The following is a 19,861-nucleotide window of genomic DNA, read 5'->3' on the forward strand; positions in this document are numbered from 1 at the left end:
GCTTGAGATGCAACCCCGATCTCGCGACAGCGGCTCCTCGCTCTCAGTGCGCGTGCCCGCCGTGCATCTCGCCGTGCGGCACCGCCTGCGTCCCGGGCTCGGTGAGCGACAGGGCAGGCGTCGTGACGGCGGCCACGAGCGTCGCGCCCAGGAGCATGCCGAGGACGGCGCGCGCGGTGCCGCCGCGCGCGGGGCGGGCCCTGCGGCGCACGGTGCGCGCGGCGGCCGCCGCCGCGACGAGCAGGAGCGCGATCGCGACGGCCATCGGAGCGGGACCCATCCCGCCCGCGACGCCGATCACCGTCGTCAGGAGGGCGAGGGCGAGCGAGCCGCCGAGCGCCGCGCGCGACGCGACGATGCGCCCGGCACGCAGGGCGGCCGCGCCCCAGCCCAGCTCGGCGACTCCGGCGGCGCACAGGAGAGCCAGCAGCCACCAGGGGGACCCCGCGGCGACGGCGAGATGGGCCAGGCCCGCCCCGCACGCGGCGAGGGCGGGCCAGGTGCCGGTGAACGTCACGCGATCGAATCCCGCCCCACGGACCGCTCGGCGCCGAGCCCCACCGCGAGGAGCACGAGAGCGCTCGCGAGGTGCAGGACGTGGTCTGCGGTGTTGAGCGCGAGGATGTTCAGAGCCGTGCCGGCGAGGAAGAAGCCCGCGATCCCGAGGAGGAGGTACGCGGCGCCGACGGTCGCGTTCACGGCCCTCGCCGCACGGACCCCCGCCATCCCGGCCGCGACGAGCGCGGCGCCGATCGCGAGGTGCGCGATGTTGTGGAGCGGATTCACCTGGAAGATCCCGAGCAGCAGCCCGCCCTCCGTGGCGAGGAATCCGACGCCGCCCGTCACGGCGAAGCCGAGCAGCCCGACGAGGACGTACACGGCTCCGAAGACGGTGGCGACGATCCGATTGACTGAGGTGCGCATGAGTTTGCTCCGTTCTGGCACGGTCCATCCGTGTCGATCTCTCTTCGGAGCCGCCGCCGATCCGGATGGGCGGCGTGCGAACCGGCGCGGCGCGCCCGGTCCCCGCGCGGGCCGGGGCACCATCGGAGGATGCAGCTGCTCCGCGCGATCGACGCGTTCGGCGCGCATCTCGAGACGGTGCGGCGCCTCTCGCCCGCGACCGTCCGCGCCTACCGAGCCGACCTCGCCGATCTCGCCGATGCGGTCGGCGATCGCGATCTCGCCGACGTCGACCTCGACGCGCTGCGCGACTGGCTGTGGCGCGCGACGCAGCGCGGCGACGCGCGCTCGACCGTCGCCCGGCGCACGTCGTCGGCGCGCGCGCTCTTCCGCTGGGCTCGCGAGGAGGGCCTCATCGAGGTGGACCCGAGCCTGCGCCTGGTCACGCCGAAGCGCGGCCGGACCCTGCCGCACGTCGCCGCGGCACCTGCCCTCGACGACCTCCTGCGCCGGATGGCCGCGGCTGCGGCCGACGGCGACCCGCTCGCGCTGCGCGACCACGCGCTCATCGAGCTCCTCTACGGCGCGGGCGTGCGGGTCTCGGAGCTGTGCGGCCTCGATGTCGACGACGTCGATCTCGATCGCGCCACGGCGCGCGTCGTCGGCAAGGGCGCCAAGGAGCGTGTCGTGCCGTTCGGAGCGCCGGCCGCGCGCGCGATCGGCGCGTACCTCACGCGCGGGCGCCCGGCGCTGGCCGCGCGCGGAGATGGAGCAGGCGCCGCGCTCTTCCTCGGCGCACGCGGTCGGCGCGTGGGGCCGCGCACGGTCTACGAGCTCGTCGCCCGCACCGTCGCGCCCGCGATGGGCGTCGAGACGGTGGGGCCGCACGCCCTGCGGCATTCCGCCGCGACGCACCTGCTGGATGGCGGCGCCGACCTCCGCGCGGTGCAGGAGATCCTCGGTCACGCGAGTCTCGGCACGACCCAGATCTACACGCACGTCTCCTCCGAGCGCCTCGCGGCGGCCTACCGCCTCGCGCATCCGCGCGCCTGACGCGCGATCGCCCGGAGGCGAGCCGCGCTCAACAGCAGGGGAGGAGCACCGCCCGGGGAACCCCGCCGAGCAGGAGGAGCGGGTTGATGTACTCGCCGTGGAGGCGCACCCCGAAGTGCACCGCGCCGGGCGCGGCGTGGCCGCCCGACGCGAGCGCGCCGATCTCCTGCCCGCGGGAGACCGCGTCGCCCACGGCGAGCTCGGTCGTCGCGGGCTCGAGCGTCGTGACGAGCCCGTCGCCGTGGTCGATCGTCAGGAGCGGCCGGTCGACCACGACCCCCGCGAATGCGATCACTCCCGACGCCGGGGCGCGCAGGGGAGCGGCATCGGCCGCGAGGTCGATGCCGCGGTGCCCCGGACCGTAGCGGTGCGGCGGCGCCTCGAAGGGGCGGACGATCCGGACGTCCTGGCTCACGGGCCACACCCACTGCTCGGCGGTCTCGATGCGGACCTCGGTGTCGGCCGGTGCCGCGGACGGCGCATGCGCCGCCGCGGGAGCCGCGCCGGCGCACACGAGTGCGACCAGGAGGACGAGGACGGAGCGGGCTGTGCGCTGCATGTCCTCAGCCTCGGCGCGCGCGGCGGCCCGCTTCGCTCGAATGCGCGGCGGGGGACGAGGGAGCCGCGTGTCGCGCGCCTGTGCACGCGCCGTGGGGGAGACGAGCGCCTGGTATGCTGGGGGATGCATCCCGTCTCGGGATGACTACGCGTGCCCTCAGCGACCTCGTCTCCGGACGATCGTCGTGGCGCGACTCCCCTCGGTCCCTTCTCGAAGGGCGGGAGTGCGTCGGGCACCAGGCTCGCCGATCGTCCGATCGGCGGAATCAACCGCATGGCGCGCGAGCGCCCAGATCAAGGAGCACGACCATGGCCGTCGTCACCATCCGCCAGCTGCTCGACAGCGGCGTCCACTTCGGACACCAGACCCGTCGCTGGAACCCGAAGGTCAAGCGCTTCATCCTCACGGAGCGCAGCGGCATCCACATCATCGACCTCCAGCAGTCGCTCGGCTACATCGACAAGGCCTACGACTTCGTCAAGGAGACCGTCGCGCGCGGCGGCACCATCCTCTTCGTCGGTACGAAGAAGCAGGCGCAGGAGGTGCTCGCCGAGCAGGCGACCCGCGTGGGCCAGCCCTACGTCAACGAGCGCTGGCTCGGCGGTCTGCTCACCAACTTCTCGACCGTGTCGAAGCGCCTCGCGCGCATGAAGGAGCTCGAGGAGCTCGACTTCGACGACCCGGCCGGCACGGGCTTCACCAAGAAGGAGCTCCTCCTCAAGCGCCGCGAGCTCGACAAGCTCCACAAGTCGCTCGGCGGCATCCGCAACCTCAGCAAGACGCCGTCGGCCCTGTGGGTCGTCGACGCCAAGCGCGAGCACCTCGCGATCGACGAGGCGAAGAAGCTCGGGATCCCCGTCATCGGCATCCTCGACACGAACGTCGACCCCGACGACCTGCAGTACCCGATCCCGGGCAACGACGACGCCATCCGCTCGGTCTCGCTGCTGACGCGCATCATCGCCGACGCCGCCGCCGAGGGCCTCCAGCAGAAGCACAACCCCGAGGGCGAGGCCGAGCCTCTCGCCGAGTGGGAGCGCGAGCTCCTCGAGCAGGGCTCGACCGAGGCGCCCGCCGAGGTCGCGGAGGCTCCCGCCGCCGAGGCCGCGCCGGCCGAGGCTCCCGCAGCGGAGTAATGCTCGACGAGGCGGGCCCCACCGGGCCCGCCTCGCTCAGGTCACCGTTCCACCACGAACAAGGAGAGCCAGCACCCATGGCCAACTTCAGCATCGCCGACATCAAGGCTCTGCGCGAGCAGCTCGGCACCGGCATGGTCGACACCAAGAAGGCGCTCGAGGAGGCTGACGGCGACGTCGAGAAGGCCGTCGAGATCCTCCGCCTCAAGGGCGCCAAGGGCAACGCGAAGCGCGCCGACCGCGCGACGAGCGAGGGCCTCGTGGTCGCCCGCGAGCAGGGCGGCAAGGCGACGCTCGTCGAGCTCGCGTGCGAGACCGACTTCGTCGCGAAGAACGACCGCTTCATCGCGCTCGCCGACAAGGTCGCCGACGCCGCCGCCGCGGCCGCCGCCGACTCGGTCGAGGAGGCCCTCGCGGCCACCGCGGGCGACCAGACGGTCGAGCAGCTCATCTCCGATGAGGCCGCGATCATCGGCGAGAAGGTCGAGCTCCGCCGCGTCCGCACCCTCGAGGGCGACGCGTTCCAGGTCTACCTGCACCGCACGAGCAAGGACCTGCCCCCGCAGGTCGGCGTCATCGTCGCGTACACGGGCGACGACGCGGAGACGGCGCGCAGCATCGCGCAGCACATCTCCTTCGCGAACCCGTCCTACCTCTCGCGCGACGAGGTCCCCGCGGCCGACGTCGAGAAGGAGCGCGAGATCGTCACCGAGATCTCCCGCAACGAGGGCAAGCCCGAGGCCGCCCTCCCGAAGATCGTCGAGGGACGCGTGAACGCGTTCTTCAAGCAGGTCGCGCTGCTCGACCAGGACTACGCGAAGGACAACAAGCTGTCCGTCGCGAAGGTCGCGCAGGACGCCGGCATCACGATCACGGGCTTCGCGCGTTTCAAGGTGGGCGCGTAACGACGTGACGGAAGGGGGCTCGGATCCGCGGATCCGAGCCCCCTTTCTCTGCGCGCGGAGGTCGACACGCGACATCCGCGTGCCTGCACAGGGAGCTGCCGCCTGCGACCGGTAGCGTGTATCGGCGACGAGAGGATCCACAGTGAGCGAAGTGACCAAGCGGCGGGTGCTGCTGAAGCTGTCCGGCGAGGCGTTCGGGGGAGGGCAGCTCGGGGTCAACCCGGATGTCGTCAGCCAGATCGCGCGCGAGATCGCGGAGGCGTCGCAGGACGTCGAGGTCGCGGTCGTCGTCGGCGGAGGCAACTTCTTCCGCGGCGCTGAGCTCTCCAAGAGCGGCATGGACCGGGCGCGCGCCGACTACATGGGCATGCTCGGGACGGTCATGAACGCCCTCGCCCTGCAGGACTTCCTCGAGCAGGCGGGCGCCGCCACGCGCGTGCAGTCCGCGATCGAGATGCGCCAGGTCGCCGAGCCGTACATCCCGCTGCGCGCGGAGCGCCACCTCGAGAAGGGCCGCGTCGTCATCTTCGGCGCGGGCGCCGGCCTGCCCTACTTCTCGACCGACACGGTCGCCGCGCAGCGGGCCCTCGAGATCCGCGCGACCGAGGTGCTCGTCGCGAAGAACGGCGTCGACGGCGTCTACACGGCCGATCCGCGCACGGACGCGACGGCGACGCGACTCGACCACGTCACCTACTCGGACGCCCTCATGCGCGGCCTCAAGGTCGTCGACGCGACGGCCTTCAGCCTCTGCATGGACAACGGGATGAACATGCGCGTGTTCGGCATGGAGCCCGCCGGCAACGTCACGGCCGCCCTGCGCGGCGAGCCCATCGGCACGCTCGTCACGGCGTGACCTCGCCGGGCGCCGGCACGGCGCCCACTAGACTTTCCCCAGCACCACCGACGAATGGAGTCACCGTGATCGCGGACGTTCTTGCCGATGCCACTGCCCGGATGGATCGGGCCGTCGAGGCGGCGAAGGAGGACTTCGCGACCGTGCGGACCGGCCGCGCGAACCCGCAGCTCTTCCAGCGCATCCTCGTCGACTACTACGGCACGCCCACGCCGCTCCAGCAGCTCGCGTCGCTCGCGAACCCCGAGGCGCGCACGCTCATCGTCACGCCCTACGACAAGTCGGCCCTCAAGGCGATCGAGGACGCGATCCGCGAGATGCCGAACCTCGGCGCCAACCCGACGAACGACGGCAACATCGTGCGCATCACGATGCCGGAGCTCACGCAGGAGCGCCGCAAGGAGTTCGTCAAGATCGTGCGCACGAAGGGCGAGGACGCCAAGGTCCGCCTGCGCGGCATCCGCCGTCAGGTGAAGGACGACCTCGACGCGCTCCGCGACGAGATCGGCGAGGACGACATCGTGCGCGGCGAGAAGGAGCTCGACGCCGTCACCAAGGCGCACGTGGACAAGATCGACGAGGCGCTGAAGCACAAAGAGGCAGAGCTCCTCGAGGTCTGACCTGGCGATGACGGACGTCCCCGGATCGGAGCCCCCGAGCGAGCCGCGCGGCGAGCAGGGCACGTTCCACGAGCGCGTGCACGCGGCGCGCGGCGAGTTCGAGCATCAGGTCGCGCATGCGCGCGAGCAGTTCGAGGAGAAGAACGAGCGCATCAAGCAGCGCACGGGGCGCGACCTCATCGCGGCGATCCTCGTCGGCGTCGCAGCGGGCGCGGCGGTCGTCGTCTCGCTGCTCGTCGTGAAGTGGCTCTTCGCCGTCGTCGCGCTGCTCGTGTCGGTGCTCGGCGTGCACGAGCTGTGGCGCGCGCTGCGCGACGGCGGCCGGCGCATCGACCTCGCTCCGCAGCTCGCGGCGGTCGTCCTCATCCTCGCCGCCGGCTACTTCGCCGACCTCTGGCTCCACTGGGTCGCCCTTTTCGCCGCCATGGCGCTCATCGTCGTGTGGCGCCTCCTCGCGCAGATGACGGCGCAGGACGGCCGCACGCCGCAGGACGTGCTGGCCGACGTGCTCGTCGGGGCATTCGTGCCGCTGTACGTCCCGTTCCTCGCGAGCCTCGCGCTCGTGCTCCTCCGCGAGGACCGCGGCGAGTGGTGGATCCTCGCGTTCCTCATCGTCGCGGTGGTCGCCGACACCGCGGCGTACGCATCCGGACTCGCGTTCGGCCGCCATCCGATGGCCCCGCGCATCAGCCCGAAGAAGACCTGGGAGGGATTCGCGGGCGCTGCCCTGGGTGCGCTCGTGGCGGGCGCGCTCCTCGCGCAGTTCATGCTGGGGATCCCGTGGTGGGCCGGTCTCGTCTTCGGCGCGGTCATCCTCTGCACGGCGACCGCGGGTGATCTCGGCGAGTCGATGATCAAGCGCGATCTGGGCATCAAGGACATGTCGTCCGCGCTCCCCGGCCACGGCGGAGTGCTCGACCGGCTCGACAGCATCCTGCCGTCGGCGGTGGCGACGCTCGCCCTGCACTTCCTCCTCTCACCTCTGGCGGTATCGTGACGGACTCCTCGACCACCCTGCCGTTCCCCCTCGCGACGGGCCGCGAGAAGGGCTACCAGCGCGACGCGGTGGATGCCTTCCTCGCTCGCGCCCGTGCCGCCTTCGAGCAGCAGGGGGACGACGAGCTCGATGCCGAGCAGGTGCGCTCGGCGGCCTTCCCGCTCGTGCGCGGCGGATACCGGATCTCCGCGGTCGATGCGGCCCTCGCCCGAGTCGAGGACGCGTTCGCCGCTCGGGAGCGCGAGCGCGCCGTCAGGACGGAGGGCGCCGACGCCTGGGTCGAGCGCACCCGCCGCGAGGCGCAGGTGGTGCTGGACCGACTCCAGCGGCCCGAGGGGGAGCGCTTCGCGCGCGTCGGCCTCCTGCGGTACGGATACGCCCGCTCCGAGGTCGACCTCGTGGCCGATCGCATCGTCGCCTACCTCGCGCAGGGCGCCCCGCTCACGGTCGAGCAGATCCGCCAGATGGCGTTCCGGATGACGCGCGACGGCTACCGCGAGGAGCAGGTCGACGCGGTCCTGGACGCGGTCATCGAGATCATGCTCGCCGTGCGCTGACCACCCGGGGGCCGGGTATGTCACAGTCGCATAACACACGCTAGACTCGAGGAACTGTGACTTCCGGACCCGAGCAGACCCGAGCCCTCACGCGCCGCGAGGCGCGCGCCATCGCGACCCAGCACGCGGCGCTCCTGCAGACGTCGACGCACGAGCGCACGCCCCGCCGTCGCGTGATGTCGGTGCTCGCGGGGCTCGCGGCCTTCGGCCTCCTGGGCGGCACGATCGTCACGACCGGCGCCTCGATGGCGCAGGCCGAGCAGGCGACCGAGGGGATGTCGTCGTTCGCCACGGCAGCCGACGAGGCGCAGGTCTACATCGCCGCGGCGGACCTCGCGCACGCGGGCAGCCTCGACTTCGGCGCCTACGAGGTGTACGTCAAGCCGACCCCCACGCCGACGCCCACCCCCGAGGTCGCGGAGGTCCCCGAGGGCGGCCAGCAGGCCCCTCAGCAGGAGAGCTGGGCCGCGCCGTTCGTCGCACCCGACCCCGGCACGGCGCAGGCGATCGCCTACGAGATGGTGACCGGCCGCGGCTGGAACGACAGCGAGTTCGCCTGCCTCGTCGCGCTCTGGAACCGCGAGTCGGGGTGGAACGTGAGCGCGTACAACCCGTCCAGCGGCGCCTACGGCATCCCGCAGTCGCTCCCGGGCAGCAAGATGGCGAGCCACGGCGCCGACTGGCAGACGAATCCCGCGACGCAGATCGCGTGGGGGCTGGACTACATCGGCGGCCGCTACGGCACGCCCTGCGGCGCGTGGGGGCACTCCGAGTCGGTCGGCTGGTACTGAGCCGTGCCGCGGTCGAACCGCCGCCGGCGCGACAGCGGCGGCGACGCCTCGCTCGACCGCCTCATCGCCGGCTGGCGTCGCACGGAGTTCCGGCGCGGGCACGAGTGGTCGGTGCAGCCGGTCGGTCCCGGCCGCTCGGAGAAGACGTACGCCTGCCCCGGCTGCGCGAACCTCATCGAGATCGGCGCCGCGCACGTCGTGGTGTGGCGCGAGGACGGCGTCCTCGGCCCCCAGGCGGATCTCGCGGCGCGCCGTCACTGGCACACCCACTGCTGGAAGCTGTTCTGAGGAGGACCGGATGGAGATCCGCGGAGCCGCCCTGCTGCCCGCGCGCCGCGAGGACATCGAGCTGCGCACGTCCGACGGGCTGACGCTCGTCGGCGAGCTCGCGACGCCGCTCGAGCGCGAGCCGGTCGCGACCCTCGTCACGCTCCACCCGCTGCCCACGGCGGGCGGCTTCATGGACTCGCACATCATCCGGAAGGCCGCAGCGCGCCTCCCCGCGCTCGCGGACCTCGCTGTCCTGCGCTTCAACACACGAGGGACGACGTCCCCGCGCGGTACGAGCGAGGGGGCCTTCGGAGACGGCGTCGCGGAGGCGGCCGACCTCGCGGCCGCCATGGACCTCGTCGCAGAGCGCGGTCTTCCCCGCCCCTGGCTTCTCGGATGGTCCTTCGGGACCGAGGTCGCGCTCAAGCACGGCCGTCCGCATCCGATCGAGGGCGCCATCCTGCTCTCCCCGCCGCTGCACCGGGCCGGGGACGACGACCTGCGCGCCTGGCAGGGCGACCCCCGGCCGCTCGTCGCGCTCATCCCCGAGTTCGACGACTACCTCCGCCCCGCGGAGGCCGCCGAGCGCTTCGCGCTCATCCCGCACCTCCGGCTCGTGCCCGTCGAGGGCGGCAAGCACCTGTGGGTGGGCGAGAAGCAGACCGCGCGCGTGCTGAACGAGATCGTCGAGGTCGTGAATCCCGCCGCGGCCCCCCTGCCGACGGAGTGGCCCGACGCCTGATCAGCGCGCGTTCATGCGCGGGATGAGCACCTGCCGGTAGATGATCAGCACGCTCGCGGCCACCGGGATCGCGATGAGCGCGCCGAGGAGGCCCAGCAGCGCGCCGCCCGCGAGCGCCGCGATCACGACGACGCCGCCGGGGACGGAGACCGCCCGGCTCATGATGCGGGGAGACAGGACGTACGCCTCGATCTGCATGTACACGAGGTAGTAGACGGCGGCGATGATCGCCGTCGTGGGGGAGCCGAGTCCGGGGATCAGACAGGTGAGAGCGATGATCGTCGAGCCCGAGATCGTGCCGACGAGCGGGATCATCGAGCCCAGGAAAGCGACGACCGCGAGGACGGTCGGGTAGGGGGCGTCGATGATCGTGAGGAAGATCGCGCTGAGCACGCCGTTGATCGCGGCGAGCGTGATCTGGCCCATGACGTAGTAGCCGACCGAGTCGGTGATCTGCTCGGCGATGTTCGTGAAGCCCTCGCGCTTCGACGCGGGCACCATGCGGTAGAGGGCCGACTTGAGCGACGGGGTCGACGCCGTGAGGTAGATCGTCAGGATGAGCACGATGAACGCGCCGAAGAGACCCTGGACGACATTGAGCGTGACGCCCACGACGCCTTCGCTGATCGTGTCGATGTTGCTCGTGAGCCAGTCGTTCACGAAGTCGAGGACGGTGTCGATCTCGAGCGTCGGGAAGGTCACGAGCGACCACTCGCGCAGATCGTCGAGGAAGGTCCCGCGGTTGACGATGAGCGTGATCTGGCCCACCAGCTGCCCGATCTGATCGACGAGCACCGGCAGGATGATCAGGACGATCCCGGTGAAGAGCCCGAGGACGGCGAGGATCGCGATCGTGACGGCCAGCCAGCGCGGGAGGCGGCGGCGCTCGAGCCACGAGACCACGGGGTCGAGGCCGAGCGAGATGAACAGCGCCGTCCCCACGTAGAGGATGATCGTCGAGAGCGACTGCAGGCCCTCGATGAGCAGCAGCCCCAGGCCGACGCCGAGCGTCGCGACGAGCGCGAGCCGGAACGGGTTGTGGATCTTCATACGCGCCCTTCTCCCGGCCGACGGCTGCGCGCCGCGGGCCTCTCGCCAGGATAGGGGTGCGTCGGCGCCGCGCCCGAGAGCGACCTGCTCGTGGGCGCCTTTCAGTTCGATTCGCTAACCTGAGCAGTCGGATGTCGAGACCCGCCGCCCTCGCGCGGGTCGGCGAGGAGTCATTTCGTGCGTTTCGTGTGGGCGGTTCTGGCCTTCGTGCTCGCGGCGGCGTCGTTCGGCGCCGGACTGGCGCAGCGCACCGTGTTCCTGGGCCCCGAGTCCGCCGAGCAGACCGTCTCGGTCGACGAGGAGCTGCCGTACCTCGTGATCGACGGCGACGCGTTCGCGCTGCGCCCCGGCGCGCAGACCCTCACGGTCCGGGGAGAGGGCCCCCTCTACACGGCCTACGGCCGCACCGCCGATCTCGAGGCGTGGCTCTCGGACCAGCGCTACAACCGCGTGAGCGCCGGCGACGGCGACGAGCTCGTGACGAGCGTCGTCGAGCCGGAGGTCGAGCCCACCGACGGCACCGAGGGTCGGAACCCGCAGGGATCCGACCTCTGGATCGAGGAGCAGACCGCCGAGGACGAGATCGTCCGGACGGATCAGCTCCCCGAGGGGATGAGCATGCTCGTCGCGGTCGACGGCAGCCAGCCGGCGCCGTCGGACGTGTCGATCGTGTGGCCGCTCGACCAGAAGACCCCCTGGTTCGGGCCGCTCATGGTCCTCGGCGGCATCTTCCTGGTGACGGGCCTCGTGCTGTACATCCTGGCGCTGCGCCACACCCGACGCCGGCGCGGCCCCATCCGCAAGGGCCCGGCCCTTCCTCCTGCCGAGGGAGACGACGACGGCGCATCGAAGGGCGTCATCTCGACGTCGCGCCGCGGTCGGCGGGCGCTCGTCGCCGTGCCCGCACTCGGCCTCTCCGTCGGCCTGCTCGCAGGGTGCACGGCAGACTCGTGGCCCGAGCTCGGCGGCGCCCCGACGCCGACCCCGACCCCGACGGCGACCGCCACGCTCGCGCCCGATCAGCAGCCGTCCTCCCTCACCGAGGCCCAGGCCGACCGCATTGTCGGCGAGATCTCGGAGACCGTCGCCGCGGCCGACGAGAGCCTCGACATCGACCTCGCCTCGCACCGCCTCTCGGGCCTCGCGCTCGAGACGCGCGAGGTCAACTACCGGCTCCGCGCCGAGATCGAGGACTACCCGCAGGCGGTCTCGATCCCGACCGGCCCCGCGAGCATCGTCCTGCCGCAGGCCGTCGAGGGATGGCCGCGGACGGCGCTGCTCATCGTCGCCGACGAGGACGACACGACGGTCGCCCCCACGATCCTCTCGATGACGCAGGACGACCCGTGGTCGCGCTACCGGGTCACCTACCTCGCCAACCTCGAGGCGGCGGCCGAGACGCCGCAGCTCGCGCCCGCGTGGCTGGGTGCCGCGCTCGTCGCCCCCGACTCGCCGTTCCTCGCGCTGGCGCCCGATCAGGTGGCGGCGGCCTACGCCGACATCATCGGCCGCGGCGAGGAGAGCGAGTACGCCGATCTCTTCGACATCTCGAACGACGGCTTCCTGACCGCCGTGGCCGAGAAGCGCCAGGCGACGATCGACAGCTTCAACGAGACCGGCGCCGAGACGGGCACGATCGAGTACGCGCAGGGGGCGAACCCGACGCCTCCGATCGCGCTGGCCACGCTCGACAGCGGCGCGATCGTCGCGGTCGGCGTCGACGAGACCGAGACCGTCCGCCCGACGAACGAGGACGCCGTCATCCGCTTCGAGGATGACGCGGCCCTCTCCCTCCTCACGGGGGAGACCGAGTCGCCCACGGGCGTCGAGACGCGCTACACCGATCAGCTCTTCTTCTTCGTGCCCGCGCAGGGGTCGGACGAGCGGATCCGCCTGCTCGGCTACACGTCCGCCATCCAGTCGGCCGAGCTCCTGCCCGAGCCCGAGGACGCCGAGGCCTCGGAGGGCGACGCCGACGCCCCGGAAGGCGAATAGGCTCGAAGTCTCCCCATCCCCGTCTCGGAAGGTGATCCATGAGTGACGTCGCCCCCGGCGCCGTGCTGCGCGGCGCTGTCGACCTGTCGACGCTGAAGAACCGCCCGGCCGCGCCCGCGTCGCCCCCGGCGGGCGGAGCGCCCGGCGCGCCGGCGCCGGCGCTCGTCTTCGATGTCACCGACGCGACCTTCGGCGAGGTCCTCGAGCTCTCCCAGCGCGTGCCGGTCGTCGTCGACCTGTGGGCCGAGTGGTGCGGCCCCTGCAAGCAGCTGAGCCCCGTTCTCGAGAAGGTCGTCGTCGAGCACGGCGGCCGGCTCGTCCTCGCGAAGGTCGACGTCGACGCGAACCCGCAGCTCTCGCAGGCGTTCCGCGCGCAGTCGATCCCGATGGTCGTCGCCCTGGTCGCCGGACAGCCCGTCCCGCTGTTCACCGGCGCCGTCCCGGAGGAGCAGGTGCGCCAGGTGTTCGCGCAGCTGCTGCAGCTCGCGGCGCAGAACGGGGTCACCGGGACGGTCCCCGTGCCGTCCGACGGCGATGCGCCGGCGGACGAGGCGGCCGCGCCCGCCCTGCCGCCGCTCCACCAGGAGGCGTTCGACGCGATCGAGGCGGGCGACTACACCCGCGCCGCCGACGCCTACGAGCGCGCGCTCAAGGAGAACCCGCGCGACGCGGAGGCCTCGGCCGGCCTCGCGCAGGTGCGGCTGCTGCACCGGATCCAGGGCGTCGACCTCCACGCGGCGCGCGCAGCCGCCGCCGCGGCGCCGGAGGACGTCGATGCCCAGCTCCTCGTGGCGGACCTCGACGTCGCGGGCGGGCACGTCGACGACGCCTTCGACCGGCTGCTGGACCTCTTCGCAGCGCTCCCGTCCGATCGGCGCGCCCCCGTGCAGGAGCGCCTCGTGGAGCTCTTCGGCGTCATCGGAGCCACCGACGCGCGGGTCGTCCGCGCGCGCGGGCGCCTGAGCTCGCTGCTGTTCTGACCGCGCGGTCGCTGTGAGCTCGTACCTCGACCACGCCGCGACCACGCCGCTGCGTCCCGAGGCGCGCGAGGCGTGGATCGAGGCGAGTGCGCTCGTGGGCAACGCGTCATCCGTGCACGGCGCGGGGCAGCGCGCGCGACGCGCGCTCGAGGACGCTCGCGAGCGCATCGCGCGCGCACTCGGATGCGAGCCGATCGAGGTCGTCCTGACCTCGGGCGGGACCGAGTCCGTCAACCTCGCCCTCAAGGGCCTCTGGTGGGCGCGCGCGGAGGGGCGCGACGTGATCGTGCTGCCAGACGGAGAGCACCACGCCGTGCTCGACACGGTGGACTGGCTTCGACGCGTCGAGGGCGCCGAGGTCGCGCCGGTCCCGATCGACGACCGTGCGCGCATCGATCCCGCGGCCTTCGCGCGCGTCGCCGCCGATCCGCGCGTCGCGCTCGCGACCGCGCTCGTCGCGAACAACGAGACGGGAACCGTGCAGGATGCGCCCGCCCTGAGCGCGGGCGCGGCGGAGGCGGGCGTGCCCCTTCACCTCGACGCGGTCGCCGCGCTCGGGCACCTCCCGGTCGACTTCCGCGCGTGGCGCGGTTCCGTCGACGGCGCGCGCGGACTGGTCGCGCTGAGCGTCTCCGGCCACAAGGTGGGAGCGCCGGTCGGCACAGGCGCGCTCGTCGTCTCGCGCGCGGCTGCGCCGCACGCTCTGCTCCACGGCGGCGGGCAGCAGCGCGCGCTGCGCTCGGGGACCCAGGACGTCGCGGGCGCCGCGGCCCTCGCGGTCGCCGTGGAGCTCGCGGAGCGCGAGCGCGAGACCGAGACCATCCGGATGGAGAGGCTACGCGCCCGCGTCGTCGGCCGCCTGCGGACCGAGCTCCCGGAGGCGGTGGTGCTGGGAGATGAGGAGCACCGTCTTCCCTCCACCCTCCATCTCCTGCTCCCCGGCGCGGCCGGGGAGTCGATGCTCTTCCTGCTCGACCAGGTGGGGATCGCCGTCTCGACGGGGTCGGCGTGCCAGGCGGGCGTCAGCGAGCCCTCGCACGTGGTGCTCGCGACGGGCCGCACCGAGCAGGAGGCGCGGCAGGTCCTGCGCATCTCGTTCGGGCGCACCTCCGTCGAGGCCGACGCGGAGGCGATCGCGACGGCGCTGCCCGCGGCGTACCGCCGCCTCGTCGCACGCTCTGGCCCCTCCTCAGGCGGGCGCTCGTAGACTGGAGGGCATGCGCGTCCTGGCGGCCATGAGCGGCGGAGTCGACTCCGCGGTCGCCGCTGCGCGCGCCGTCGAGGCCGGCCACGACGTCGTCGGCGTGCACCTCGCGCTCTCGCGTGCCGGGGGCACCCTGCGCACCGGCAGCCGGGGCTGCTGCACCATCGAGGACGCGATGGACGCGCGGCGCGTCGCCGACCGCCTCGGCATCCCGTTCTACGTGTGGGACTTCTCCGAGCGGTTCCGCGACGACGTCATCGACGACTTCCTGAGCGAGTACCGCGCGGGGCGCACCCCGAACCCGTGCATGCGCTGCAACGAGCGCATCAAGTTCGCCGCTCTCCTCGATCGCGCGCTCGAGCTGGGCTTCGACGCTGTCTGCACGGGCCACTACGCGATCCTGCGCGATGGGCCGCGCGGCCTCGAGCTGCACCGATCGAGCGAGGAGGCGAAGGACCAGTCCTACGTCCTCGGGGTGCTCACGGCCGAGCAGCTCGCGCACACGTACTTCCCGCTCGGCGACACGCCATCGAAGGCGCTCGTGCGCGCCGAGGCCGAGGCTCGCGGCTTCTCCGTCGCGTCCAAGCCCGACAGCTACGACATCTGCTTCATCCCCGACGGGGACACCCGCGGCTACCTGGCCGAGCGCATGGGGGCGGCTCCCGGCGACATCGTCGACCGCACGGGCTCGGTCGTCGGCAGCCATGAGGGGGCGCACGCGTTCACCGTGGGGCAGCGCAGGGGGCTGCGGCTCGGCGTGCCGGCACCCGACGGGAAGCCGCGCTTCGTCCTCGAGGTCCGCCCGGTGTCCAACGAGGTCGTCGTCGGCCCGAAGGAGGCGCTCGCGACCGCCGAGATCGCCGGCGCGCGCTACACGTGGGCCGGTGCGGCGCCCGAGACGCCCGACGAGCCGTTCGCGTGCGACGTGCAGATCCGCGCGCACGCCGACCCGGTCCCCGCCATCGCCGTCGTGCGCGGGGGAGAGCTCGTCGTCACGCCGGAAGCGCCCCTCGACGGCGTCGCGCCCGGTCAGACCGCCGTCATCTACGACGGCACGCGCGTCGTCGGCCAGTGCACGATCGACCGGACCGTGAGCGCCGTGCCCGTCGAGGCGTGACACGCCGCGGATGTCCGACCCGGTTCCTAGACTGAGAGCGTGACCGACGGCGACTTCGAGCTCCCCGACCTGACCCTCGACGAGGCGCGCGCCGAGGCGGCGACCCTCACCGAGCAGATCCTCCGCGCACGCGACGCGTACTACGGCGAGGACGCGGCCCTCGTCGACGACGCGACCTACGACGGATGGCTGCAGCGGCTCGAGGCGATCGAGCGGCGCCATCCGGAGCTGCAGGGACAGGACTCGCCCACCCAGACCGTCGGCGCGGCCGACGCCACGATGCTCGCGCCCGTCCAGCACGCCGAGCGCATGCTGAGCCTCGACAACGTCTTCTCCCTCGAGGAGCTCGCGGAGTGGTGCGCGAAGACCCAGGCGTCGGCGGGGCGCGCCGTGCGCTGGCTGACCGAGCTCAAGATCGACGGGCTGGCGATCGCGCTGCGCTATGAGCACGGCGTCCTCACCTCGGCGGCCACGCGCGGCGACGGACGCGTCGGCGAGGATGTCCGCGTCAACGCGCTGCGGGTCGCCGGGATCCCCGAGCGGCTCTCGGGGACGGGCCATCCGCCGCTCGTGGAGGTGCGCGGCGAGGTGTTCATCCCGGTCGCGGCGTTCGAGGAGCTGAACGCGCTGCAGGCCCGCCTGCGCGAGCGCGTCGTCTCCGAGGCGGCGGCGCGCCCCGGATTCGACGAGGAGAAGGCTCGCCGCAGCGCCGACCGGCGCTTCCCGGCGTTCGCCAACCCGCGCAACGCCGCCAGCGGCGGCCTCCGGCAGCAGCTCGACAAGAAGGATGGTCTCGAGCTCGAAGCGGGCATCGCGCGGATCGAGTCGCTGCGGCTGTATGTGCACGGGATCGGCGCGTGGCCCGATCCGCCGGTCGCGTCGCAGAGCGAGGTCTACGGCCTGCTCGCCGAGTGGGGTCTGCCGACGAGCCCCTATCTGCGCACGTCGGACGACGTGGACGGCGTCCTGGATTTCGTCGCGCATTACGGAGAGCACCGGCACTCGGTCGAGCACGAGCTCGACGGCATCGTCATCAAGGTCGACGAGCTCGCCCTGCACGACGAGCTCGGCGCGACGAGCCGCGCGCCGCGGTGGGCGATCGCCTACAAGTACCCTCCCGAGCAGGTGAACACCGAGCTCCTCGACATCGTGGTCTCGGTGGGGCGCACAGGGCGCGCGACACCGTACGCCGTCATGAAGCCCGTTCTCGTGGCGGGCAGCGTCGTGCGCCAGGCGACGCTGCACAACCAGGACGTCGTGAAGGCCAAGGGCGTGCTGATCGGCGACACCGTCGTGCTGCGCAAGGCGGGAGACGTCATCCCCGAGGTGCTCGGCCCGGTGGCCGAGCTGCGCGACGGCTCGGAGCGGGCGTTCGTCATGCCCGAGACGTGCCCCGAGTGCGGCACGCCGCTGCGCCCCATGAAGGAGGGCGACATCGACCTCCGGTGCCCCAACGCGAAGGACTGCCCCGCCCAGGTGCGCGGCCGCGTCGAGCACATCGGCTCGCGTGGCGCGCTCGACATCGAGGCGCTCGGCGAGGTCACGGCGGCCGCGCTCACCCAGCCGTCCGTTCCCGCAGAGCCGCCGCTGCGCACCGAGGCCGGTCTGTTCGAGCTCACCATGGAGCAGCTCGTGCCGATCGAGGTGATCGTGCGCGACGCCGAGACCGGCGAGAAGCGCGTCGATGAGGCGACCGGCGAGTTCGTGCGCCGCGCCCCGTTCCAGCGGCGGGAGCTGACCTACCCGCCGGGCTGGGAGGATGCGACGCCGTCCGAGCGGCGAGCGGCGGGCGTCCGCAAGGACCACGTCGTGCTCCACCCGTCCGCTCAGGCCGAGAAGCTCCTCGAGGAGCTCGAGAAGGCCAAGACGAAGGAGCTGTGGCGCCTGCTCGTCGCGCTCAACATCCGTCACGTCGGCCCCGTCGCCGCGCGCGCCCTCGCCGGCTGGTTCGGCTCGCTCGATGCGATCCGCGCGGCATCGCGCGACGAGCTCGCCGCCGTCGACGGCGTCGGCGGGATCATCGCCGACTCGCTCCTGGACTGGTTCGACGTGGACTGGCATCGCGAGATCGTCGACCGGTGGACGGCGGCGGGCGTGCGCTTCCACACGCCCGGCCATCCGGGGCCCGGGGCGGCCGAGGCGGAGGGCGGTGTGCTCTCGGGTCTCACGGTCGTCGCGACCGGCAGCCTCGAGGGGTACACGCGCGAGGGCGCCCAGGAGGCGATCATGCGAGCCGGGGGGAAGGCCGCGTCGAGCGTGAGCAAGAAGACCGACTTCGTCGCGGCCGGGCCGGGGGCGGGGTCGAAGCTCGCGAAGGCGGAGGCGCTCGGCGTGCGCATCATCGACGCCGCGCAGTTCCACCTCCTCGTGACGGAGGGGCCCGCCGCGCTGGGGGAGTGAGGCCGGTCAGCCGCCCGACGTGAGCGCGAGGAGTCGCTCCCGCACCTCGCGGCGCAGCACTTTGCCGATCATCGAGGTCGGCAGCTCGTCGACGACGAAGACCCGACGGGGGACCTTGTACGGCGTGAGGATCCCGCGCGCGAACGCCCGGACATCCTCTTCGTCGACCTCGGCTCCCTCGTCGAGGACGATCGCGGCGACGACCTCCTCCCCGCTGTGCGCGCTCGGCAGCCCCACCACGGCGGCGTCGGCAACGGACGGATGCTGGCGGAGCGCGATCTCGACCTCGGTCGGCGACACGTTGAAGCCGCCCGTGATGATGAGCTCCTTGATGCGGTCGACGATCGAGATGAAGCCGTCCTCGTCCATCGTGACGACGTCGCCCGTGCGGAACCAGTCCTCGTGGAAGACCGCGGCGGTGGCCTCCGGCCGGCCGTAGTACCCGTCGAAGACCTGCGGACCCCGTACGAGCAGCTCGCCGGGGGCGCCCGGCGCTGCATCGCGCGACGGGTCGTCCGGGTCGGCGACCCGCACCTCGGTGCCCGGGAGCGGCAGGCCGATCGCGCCGGCCTTCCGGTTCTCCGAGACGGGATTGACGATGAGCACGGGCGAGCACTCGGAGAGGCCGTAGCCCTCGACGAGGTAGCCGCCCGTCTCCTCCTCCCACGGCACGACGAGCTGCTCGTCGAGCGCCATCGCGCCCGAGACGCCGATGCGCGTCCCGGCGAGCGACACGCCCTTCTCTCGCGCGCGCTTGAGCAGGCGCTCCGCGATCGGCGGGACGAGGGGCAGCACGGTCGCGGGGTGGCGTCGCGTCACGGCGAGCACCATGTCGGGATCGAACTTCGGGAAGAGCACGAGGCGCGCGGCCTGCGACATGGCGAAGGTGAGACACAGGGTCAGGCCGTAGGCGTGGAACATCGGGAGCACGGCGTACACGACCGTGCCCTCGCCGCGCGCGACGCCCGGCGTCCACGCGCGCGCCTGCGCGGCGTTGGCGAGCAGATTGCGGTGCGTGAGCGCCGCGCCCTTGGGATCGCCGGTCGTGCCGCTCGTGTACTGGATGATCGCGAGGTCGTCGGTCGCGGGCCGCGGGTGAGACGCCGGCAGCGGGTCGTGCCTGACGACGTCCTCCCACGCGTCGGCGCCCCGCACGGACGTCGTGAGCTGGGCACGCGTCTCGCGCAGCTTCGGCACGGGCAGCCGCAGCGCCAGCTGCATGAGACGCGGCATGCCGCGCGTGATGTCGACCGAGATCAGCGTCTTCACGGCGAGGTCGGCGGGGAACGCGCGCACGGTGTCGACGAGGGTGCTCCACACGATGGCGTGCTTCGCGCCGTGATCCTCGAACTGCTTGCGCAGCTCGCGGGGCGTGTAGAGCGGGTTGTGCTCGACGACCACGGCCCCGATCCGGAGCACGGCGTAGAAGGCGACGATGTGCTGCGGGCAGTTCGGCAGGATGATCGCGACGGGGTCGCCCTTGCGGACGCCTCGGGCGAGGAGGCCGGCGGCGGCCCGGTCGATCTGGGCGCGGAGGTCGGCGTAGTCCACGACCCGCCCGAAGAACTGCAGCGCGGGGGCGCCGGGGAAGTCCCGTGCCGAGGCGTCGACGAGGTCGAGGAGCGATCCGCTGATCGGAGGCAGATCGTGGGGCACGCCCTCCGCGTAGGAGGAAACCCAGGGACGGGGCGGGTCGAACGGCTGCGTCACGCCTCCAGCCTAGGGG

General features: G+C 72.7%; 20 protein-coding genes. 15 read left to right on the forward strand and 5 right to left on the reverse strand.

Annotated features, from left to right (window positions below; all coding sequences use genetic code 11):
* Positions 1-43: 43 nt before the first annotated feature.
* Positions 44-517, reverse strand: coding sequence for a hypothetical protein (locus tag ACWXWW_RS08425; protein WP_455969609.1), 474 nt, complete (start codon positions 515-517; stop codon positions 44-46).
* Positions 514-924, reverse strand: a complete 411-nt coding sequence (locus ACWXWW_RS08430) for a DUF4383 domain-containing protein (protein WP_455969610.1) — start codon at positions 922-924, stop codon at positions 514-516. The genes ACWXWW_RS08425 and ACWXWW_RS08430 overlap by 4 nt, the downstream gene beginning before the upstream one ends.
* A gap of 129 nt (positions 925-1,053) precedes the next feature.
* On the opposite strand from ACWXWW_RS08430, the gene ACWXWW_RS08435 reads away from it, so the two are divergent.
* Complete coding sequence (locus ACWXWW_RS08435) at positions 1,054-1,956, forward strand: tyrosine recombinase XerC (RefSeq protein ID WP_421075466.1); 903 nt, start codon at positions 1,054-1,056, stop codon at positions 1,954-1,956.
* Between the two features lie 28 nt (positions 1,957-1,984).
* On the opposite strand, the gene ACWXWW_RS08440 is transcribed toward ACWXWW_RS08435, so the two are convergent.
* Positions 1,985-2,515: a murein hydrolase activator EnvC family protein gene (locus ACWXWW_RS08440; protein ID WP_282977642.1), complete on the reverse strand. Its 531-nt coding sequence runs from the start codon at positions 2,513-2,515 to the stop codon at positions 1,985-1,987.
* A 308-nt stretch (positions 2,516-2,823) separates the two neighbouring features.
* Between ACWXWW_RS08440 and rpsB the strand changes: the two genes are divergently transcribed.
* The 9 genes from rpsB to ACWXWW_RS08485 all read left to right on the forward strand — a co-directional run bounded on the left by rpsB (position 2,824) and on the right by ACWXWW_RS08485 (position 9,389).
* Positions 2,824-3,651 (forward strand): 30S ribosomal protein S2, encoded by an 828-nt coding sequence (gene rpsB / locus ACWXWW_RS08445; RefSeq protein WP_282977643.1) that lies wholly within the window; start codon positions 2,824-2,826, stop codon positions 3,649-3,651.
* A gap of 77 nt (positions 3,652-3,728) precedes the next feature.
* Positions 3,729-4,556, forward strand: a complete 828-nt coding sequence (gene tsf, locus ACWXWW_RS08450; RefSeq protein WP_282977645.1) for a translation elongation factor Ts — start codon at positions 3,729-3,731, stop codon at positions 4,554-4,556.
* 142 nt (positions 4,557-4,698) lie between these two features.
* Positions 4,699-5,412, forward strand: coding sequence for a UMP kinase (pyrH, locus tag ACWXWW_RS08455; RefSeq protein WP_271171746.1), 714 nt, complete (start codon positions 4,699-4,701; stop codon positions 5,410-5,412).
* Positions 5,413-5,477: 65 nt separating this feature from the next.
* Complete coding sequence (frr, locus tag ACWXWW_RS08460; protein ID WP_455969611.1) at positions 5,478-6,032, forward strand: ribosome recycling factor; 555 nt, start codon at positions 5,478-5,480, stop codon at positions 6,030-6,032.
* Between the two features lie 7 nt (positions 6,033-6,039).
* A complete protein-coding gene (locus tag ACWXWW_RS08465; protein ID WP_271171748.1) occupies positions 6,040-7,029 on the forward strand; it encodes a phosphatidate cytidylyltransferase in 990 nt (329 codons plus the stop codon).
* Positions 7,026-7,586 carry a DivIVA domain-containing protein gene (locus ACWXWW_RS08470; RefSeq protein WP_455969612.1) on the forward strand — a complete coding sequence of 187 codons (561 nt, stop codon included), beginning with the start codon at positions 7,026-7,028 and terminating at the stop codon, positions 7,584-7,586. Before ACWXWW_RS08465 ends, ACWXWW_RS08470 begins: the two co-directional genes overlap by 4 nt.
* Before the next feature lie 56 nt (positions 7,587-7,642).
* Positions 7,643-8,377: an aggregation-promoting factor C-terminal-like domain-containing protein gene (locus ACWXWW_RS08475; protein ID WP_421075467.1), complete on the forward strand. Its 735-nt coding sequence runs from the start codon at positions 7,643-7,645 to the stop codon at positions 8,375-8,377.
* A gap of 3 nt (positions 8,378-8,380) precedes the next feature.
* The gene (locus ACWXWW_RS08480; RefSeq protein ID WP_271171751.1) at positions 8,381-8,665 is read left to right on the forward strand and encodes a hypothetical protein; all 285 of its coding nucleotides are present in this window, start codon (positions 8,381-8,383) and stop codon (positions 8,663-8,665) included.
* A gap of 10 nt (positions 8,666-8,675) precedes the next feature.
* Positions 8,676-9,389, forward strand: a complete 714-nt coding sequence (locus ACWXWW_RS08485) for an alpha/beta hydrolase (protein ID WP_271171752.1) — start codon at positions 8,676-8,678, stop codon at positions 9,387-9,389.
* Here the strand turns inward: ACWXWW_RS08485 and ACWXWW_RS08490 are convergent, their stop codons facing one another.
* Entirely contained in the window at positions 9,390-10,439 is a 1,050-nt protein-coding gene (locus tag ACWXWW_RS08490) for an AI-2E family transporter (protein ID WP_421075468.1), read from the reverse strand.
* Between the two features lie 177 nt (positions 10,440-10,616).
* Between ACWXWW_RS08490 and ACWXWW_RS08495 the strand changes: the two genes are divergently transcribed.
* From ACWXWW_RS08495 to ligA, 5 genes are read left to right on the forward strand one after another with little or no spacing between them, the layout of a single operon-like run.
* The gene (locus ACWXWW_RS08495; protein ID WP_282977650.1) at positions 10,617-12,434 is read left to right on the forward strand and encodes a glycosyl transferase; all 1,818 of its coding nucleotides are present in this window, start codon (positions 10,617-10,619) and stop codon (positions 12,432-12,434) included.
* A gap of 38 nt (positions 12,435-12,472) precedes the next feature.
* Entirely contained in the window at positions 12,473-13,414 is a 942-nt protein-coding gene (locus ACWXWW_RS08500; protein ID WP_271171755.1) for a tetratricopeptide repeat protein, read from the forward strand.
* A gap of 13 nt (positions 13,415-13,427) precedes the next feature.
* Complete coding sequence (locus tag ACWXWW_RS08505) at positions 13,428-14,621, forward strand: cysteine desulfurase family protein (RefSeq protein WP_455969613.1); 1,194 nt, start codon at positions 13,428-13,430, stop codon at positions 14,619-14,621.
* 10 nt (positions 14,622-14,631) lie between these two features.
* Positions 14,632-15,735: a tRNA 2-thiouridine(34) synthase MnmA gene (gene mnmA / locus ACWXWW_RS08510; RefSeq protein WP_421075471.1), complete on the forward strand. Its 1,104-nt coding sequence runs from the start codon at positions 14,632-14,634 to the stop codon at positions 15,733-15,735.
* A gap of 39 nt (positions 15,736-15,774) precedes the next feature.
* Entirely contained in the window at positions 15,775-18,135 is a 2,361-nt protein-coding gene (ligA, locus tag ACWXWW_RS08515) for an NAD-dependent DNA ligase LigA (protein ID WP_324011375.1), read from the forward strand.
* 6 nt (positions 18,136-18,141) lie between these two features.
* On the opposite strand, the gene ACWXWW_RS08520 is transcribed toward ligA, so the two are convergent.
* Positions 18,142-19,845, reverse strand: coding sequence for a long-chain-fatty-acid--CoA ligase (locus ACWXWW_RS08520; RefSeq protein ID WP_455969614.1), 1,704 nt, complete (start codon positions 19,843-19,845; stop codon positions 18,142-18,144).
* Between the last annotated feature and the right edge of the window lie 16 nt (positions 19,846-19,861).

The organism is Microbacterium sp. KNMS (genome assembly GCF_053851835.1).

Coding starts and splice junctions, on each gene's coding strand:
- ACWXWW_RS08485 (WP_271171752.1), top strand. CDS start 8,676: ATGGAGATCCGCGGAGCCGCCCTGCTGCCCGCGCGCCGCGAGGACATC.
- ACWXWW_RS08430 (WP_455969610.1), bottom strand. CDS start 924: ATGCGCACCTCAGTCAATCGGATCGTCGCCACCGTCTTCGGAGCCGTG.
- ACWXWW_RS08500 (WP_271171755.1), top strand. CDS start 12,473: ATGAGTGACGTCGCCCCCGGCGCCGTGCTGCGCGGCGCTGTCGACCTG.
- rpsB (WP_282977643.1), top strand. CDS start 2,824: ATGGCCGTCGTCACCATCCGCCAGCTGCTCGACAGCGGCGTCCACTTC.
- ACWXWW_RS08465 (WP_271171748.1), top strand. CDS start 6,040: ATGACGGACGTCCCCGGATCGGAGCCCCCGAGCGAGCCGCGCGGCGAG.
- tsf (WP_282977645.1), top strand. CDS start 3,729: ATGGCCAACTTCAGCATCGCCGACATCAAGGCTCTGCGCGAGCAGCTC.
- mnmA (WP_421075471.1), top strand. CDS start 14,632: ATGCGCGTCCTGGCGGCCATGAGCGGCGGAGTCGACTCCGCGGTCGCC.
- ACWXWW_RS08435 (WP_421075466.1), top strand. CDS start 1,054: ATGCAGCTGCTCCGCGCGATCGACGCGTTCGGCGCGCATCTCGAGACG.
- ACWXWW_RS08440 (WP_282977642.1), bottom strand. CDS start 2,515: ATGCAGCGCACAGCCCGCTCCGTCCTCGTCCTCCTGGTCGCACTCGTG.
- ACWXWW_RS08490 (WP_421075468.1), bottom strand. CDS start 10,439: ATGAAGATCCACAACCCGTTCCGGCTCGCGCTCGTCGCGACGCTCGGC.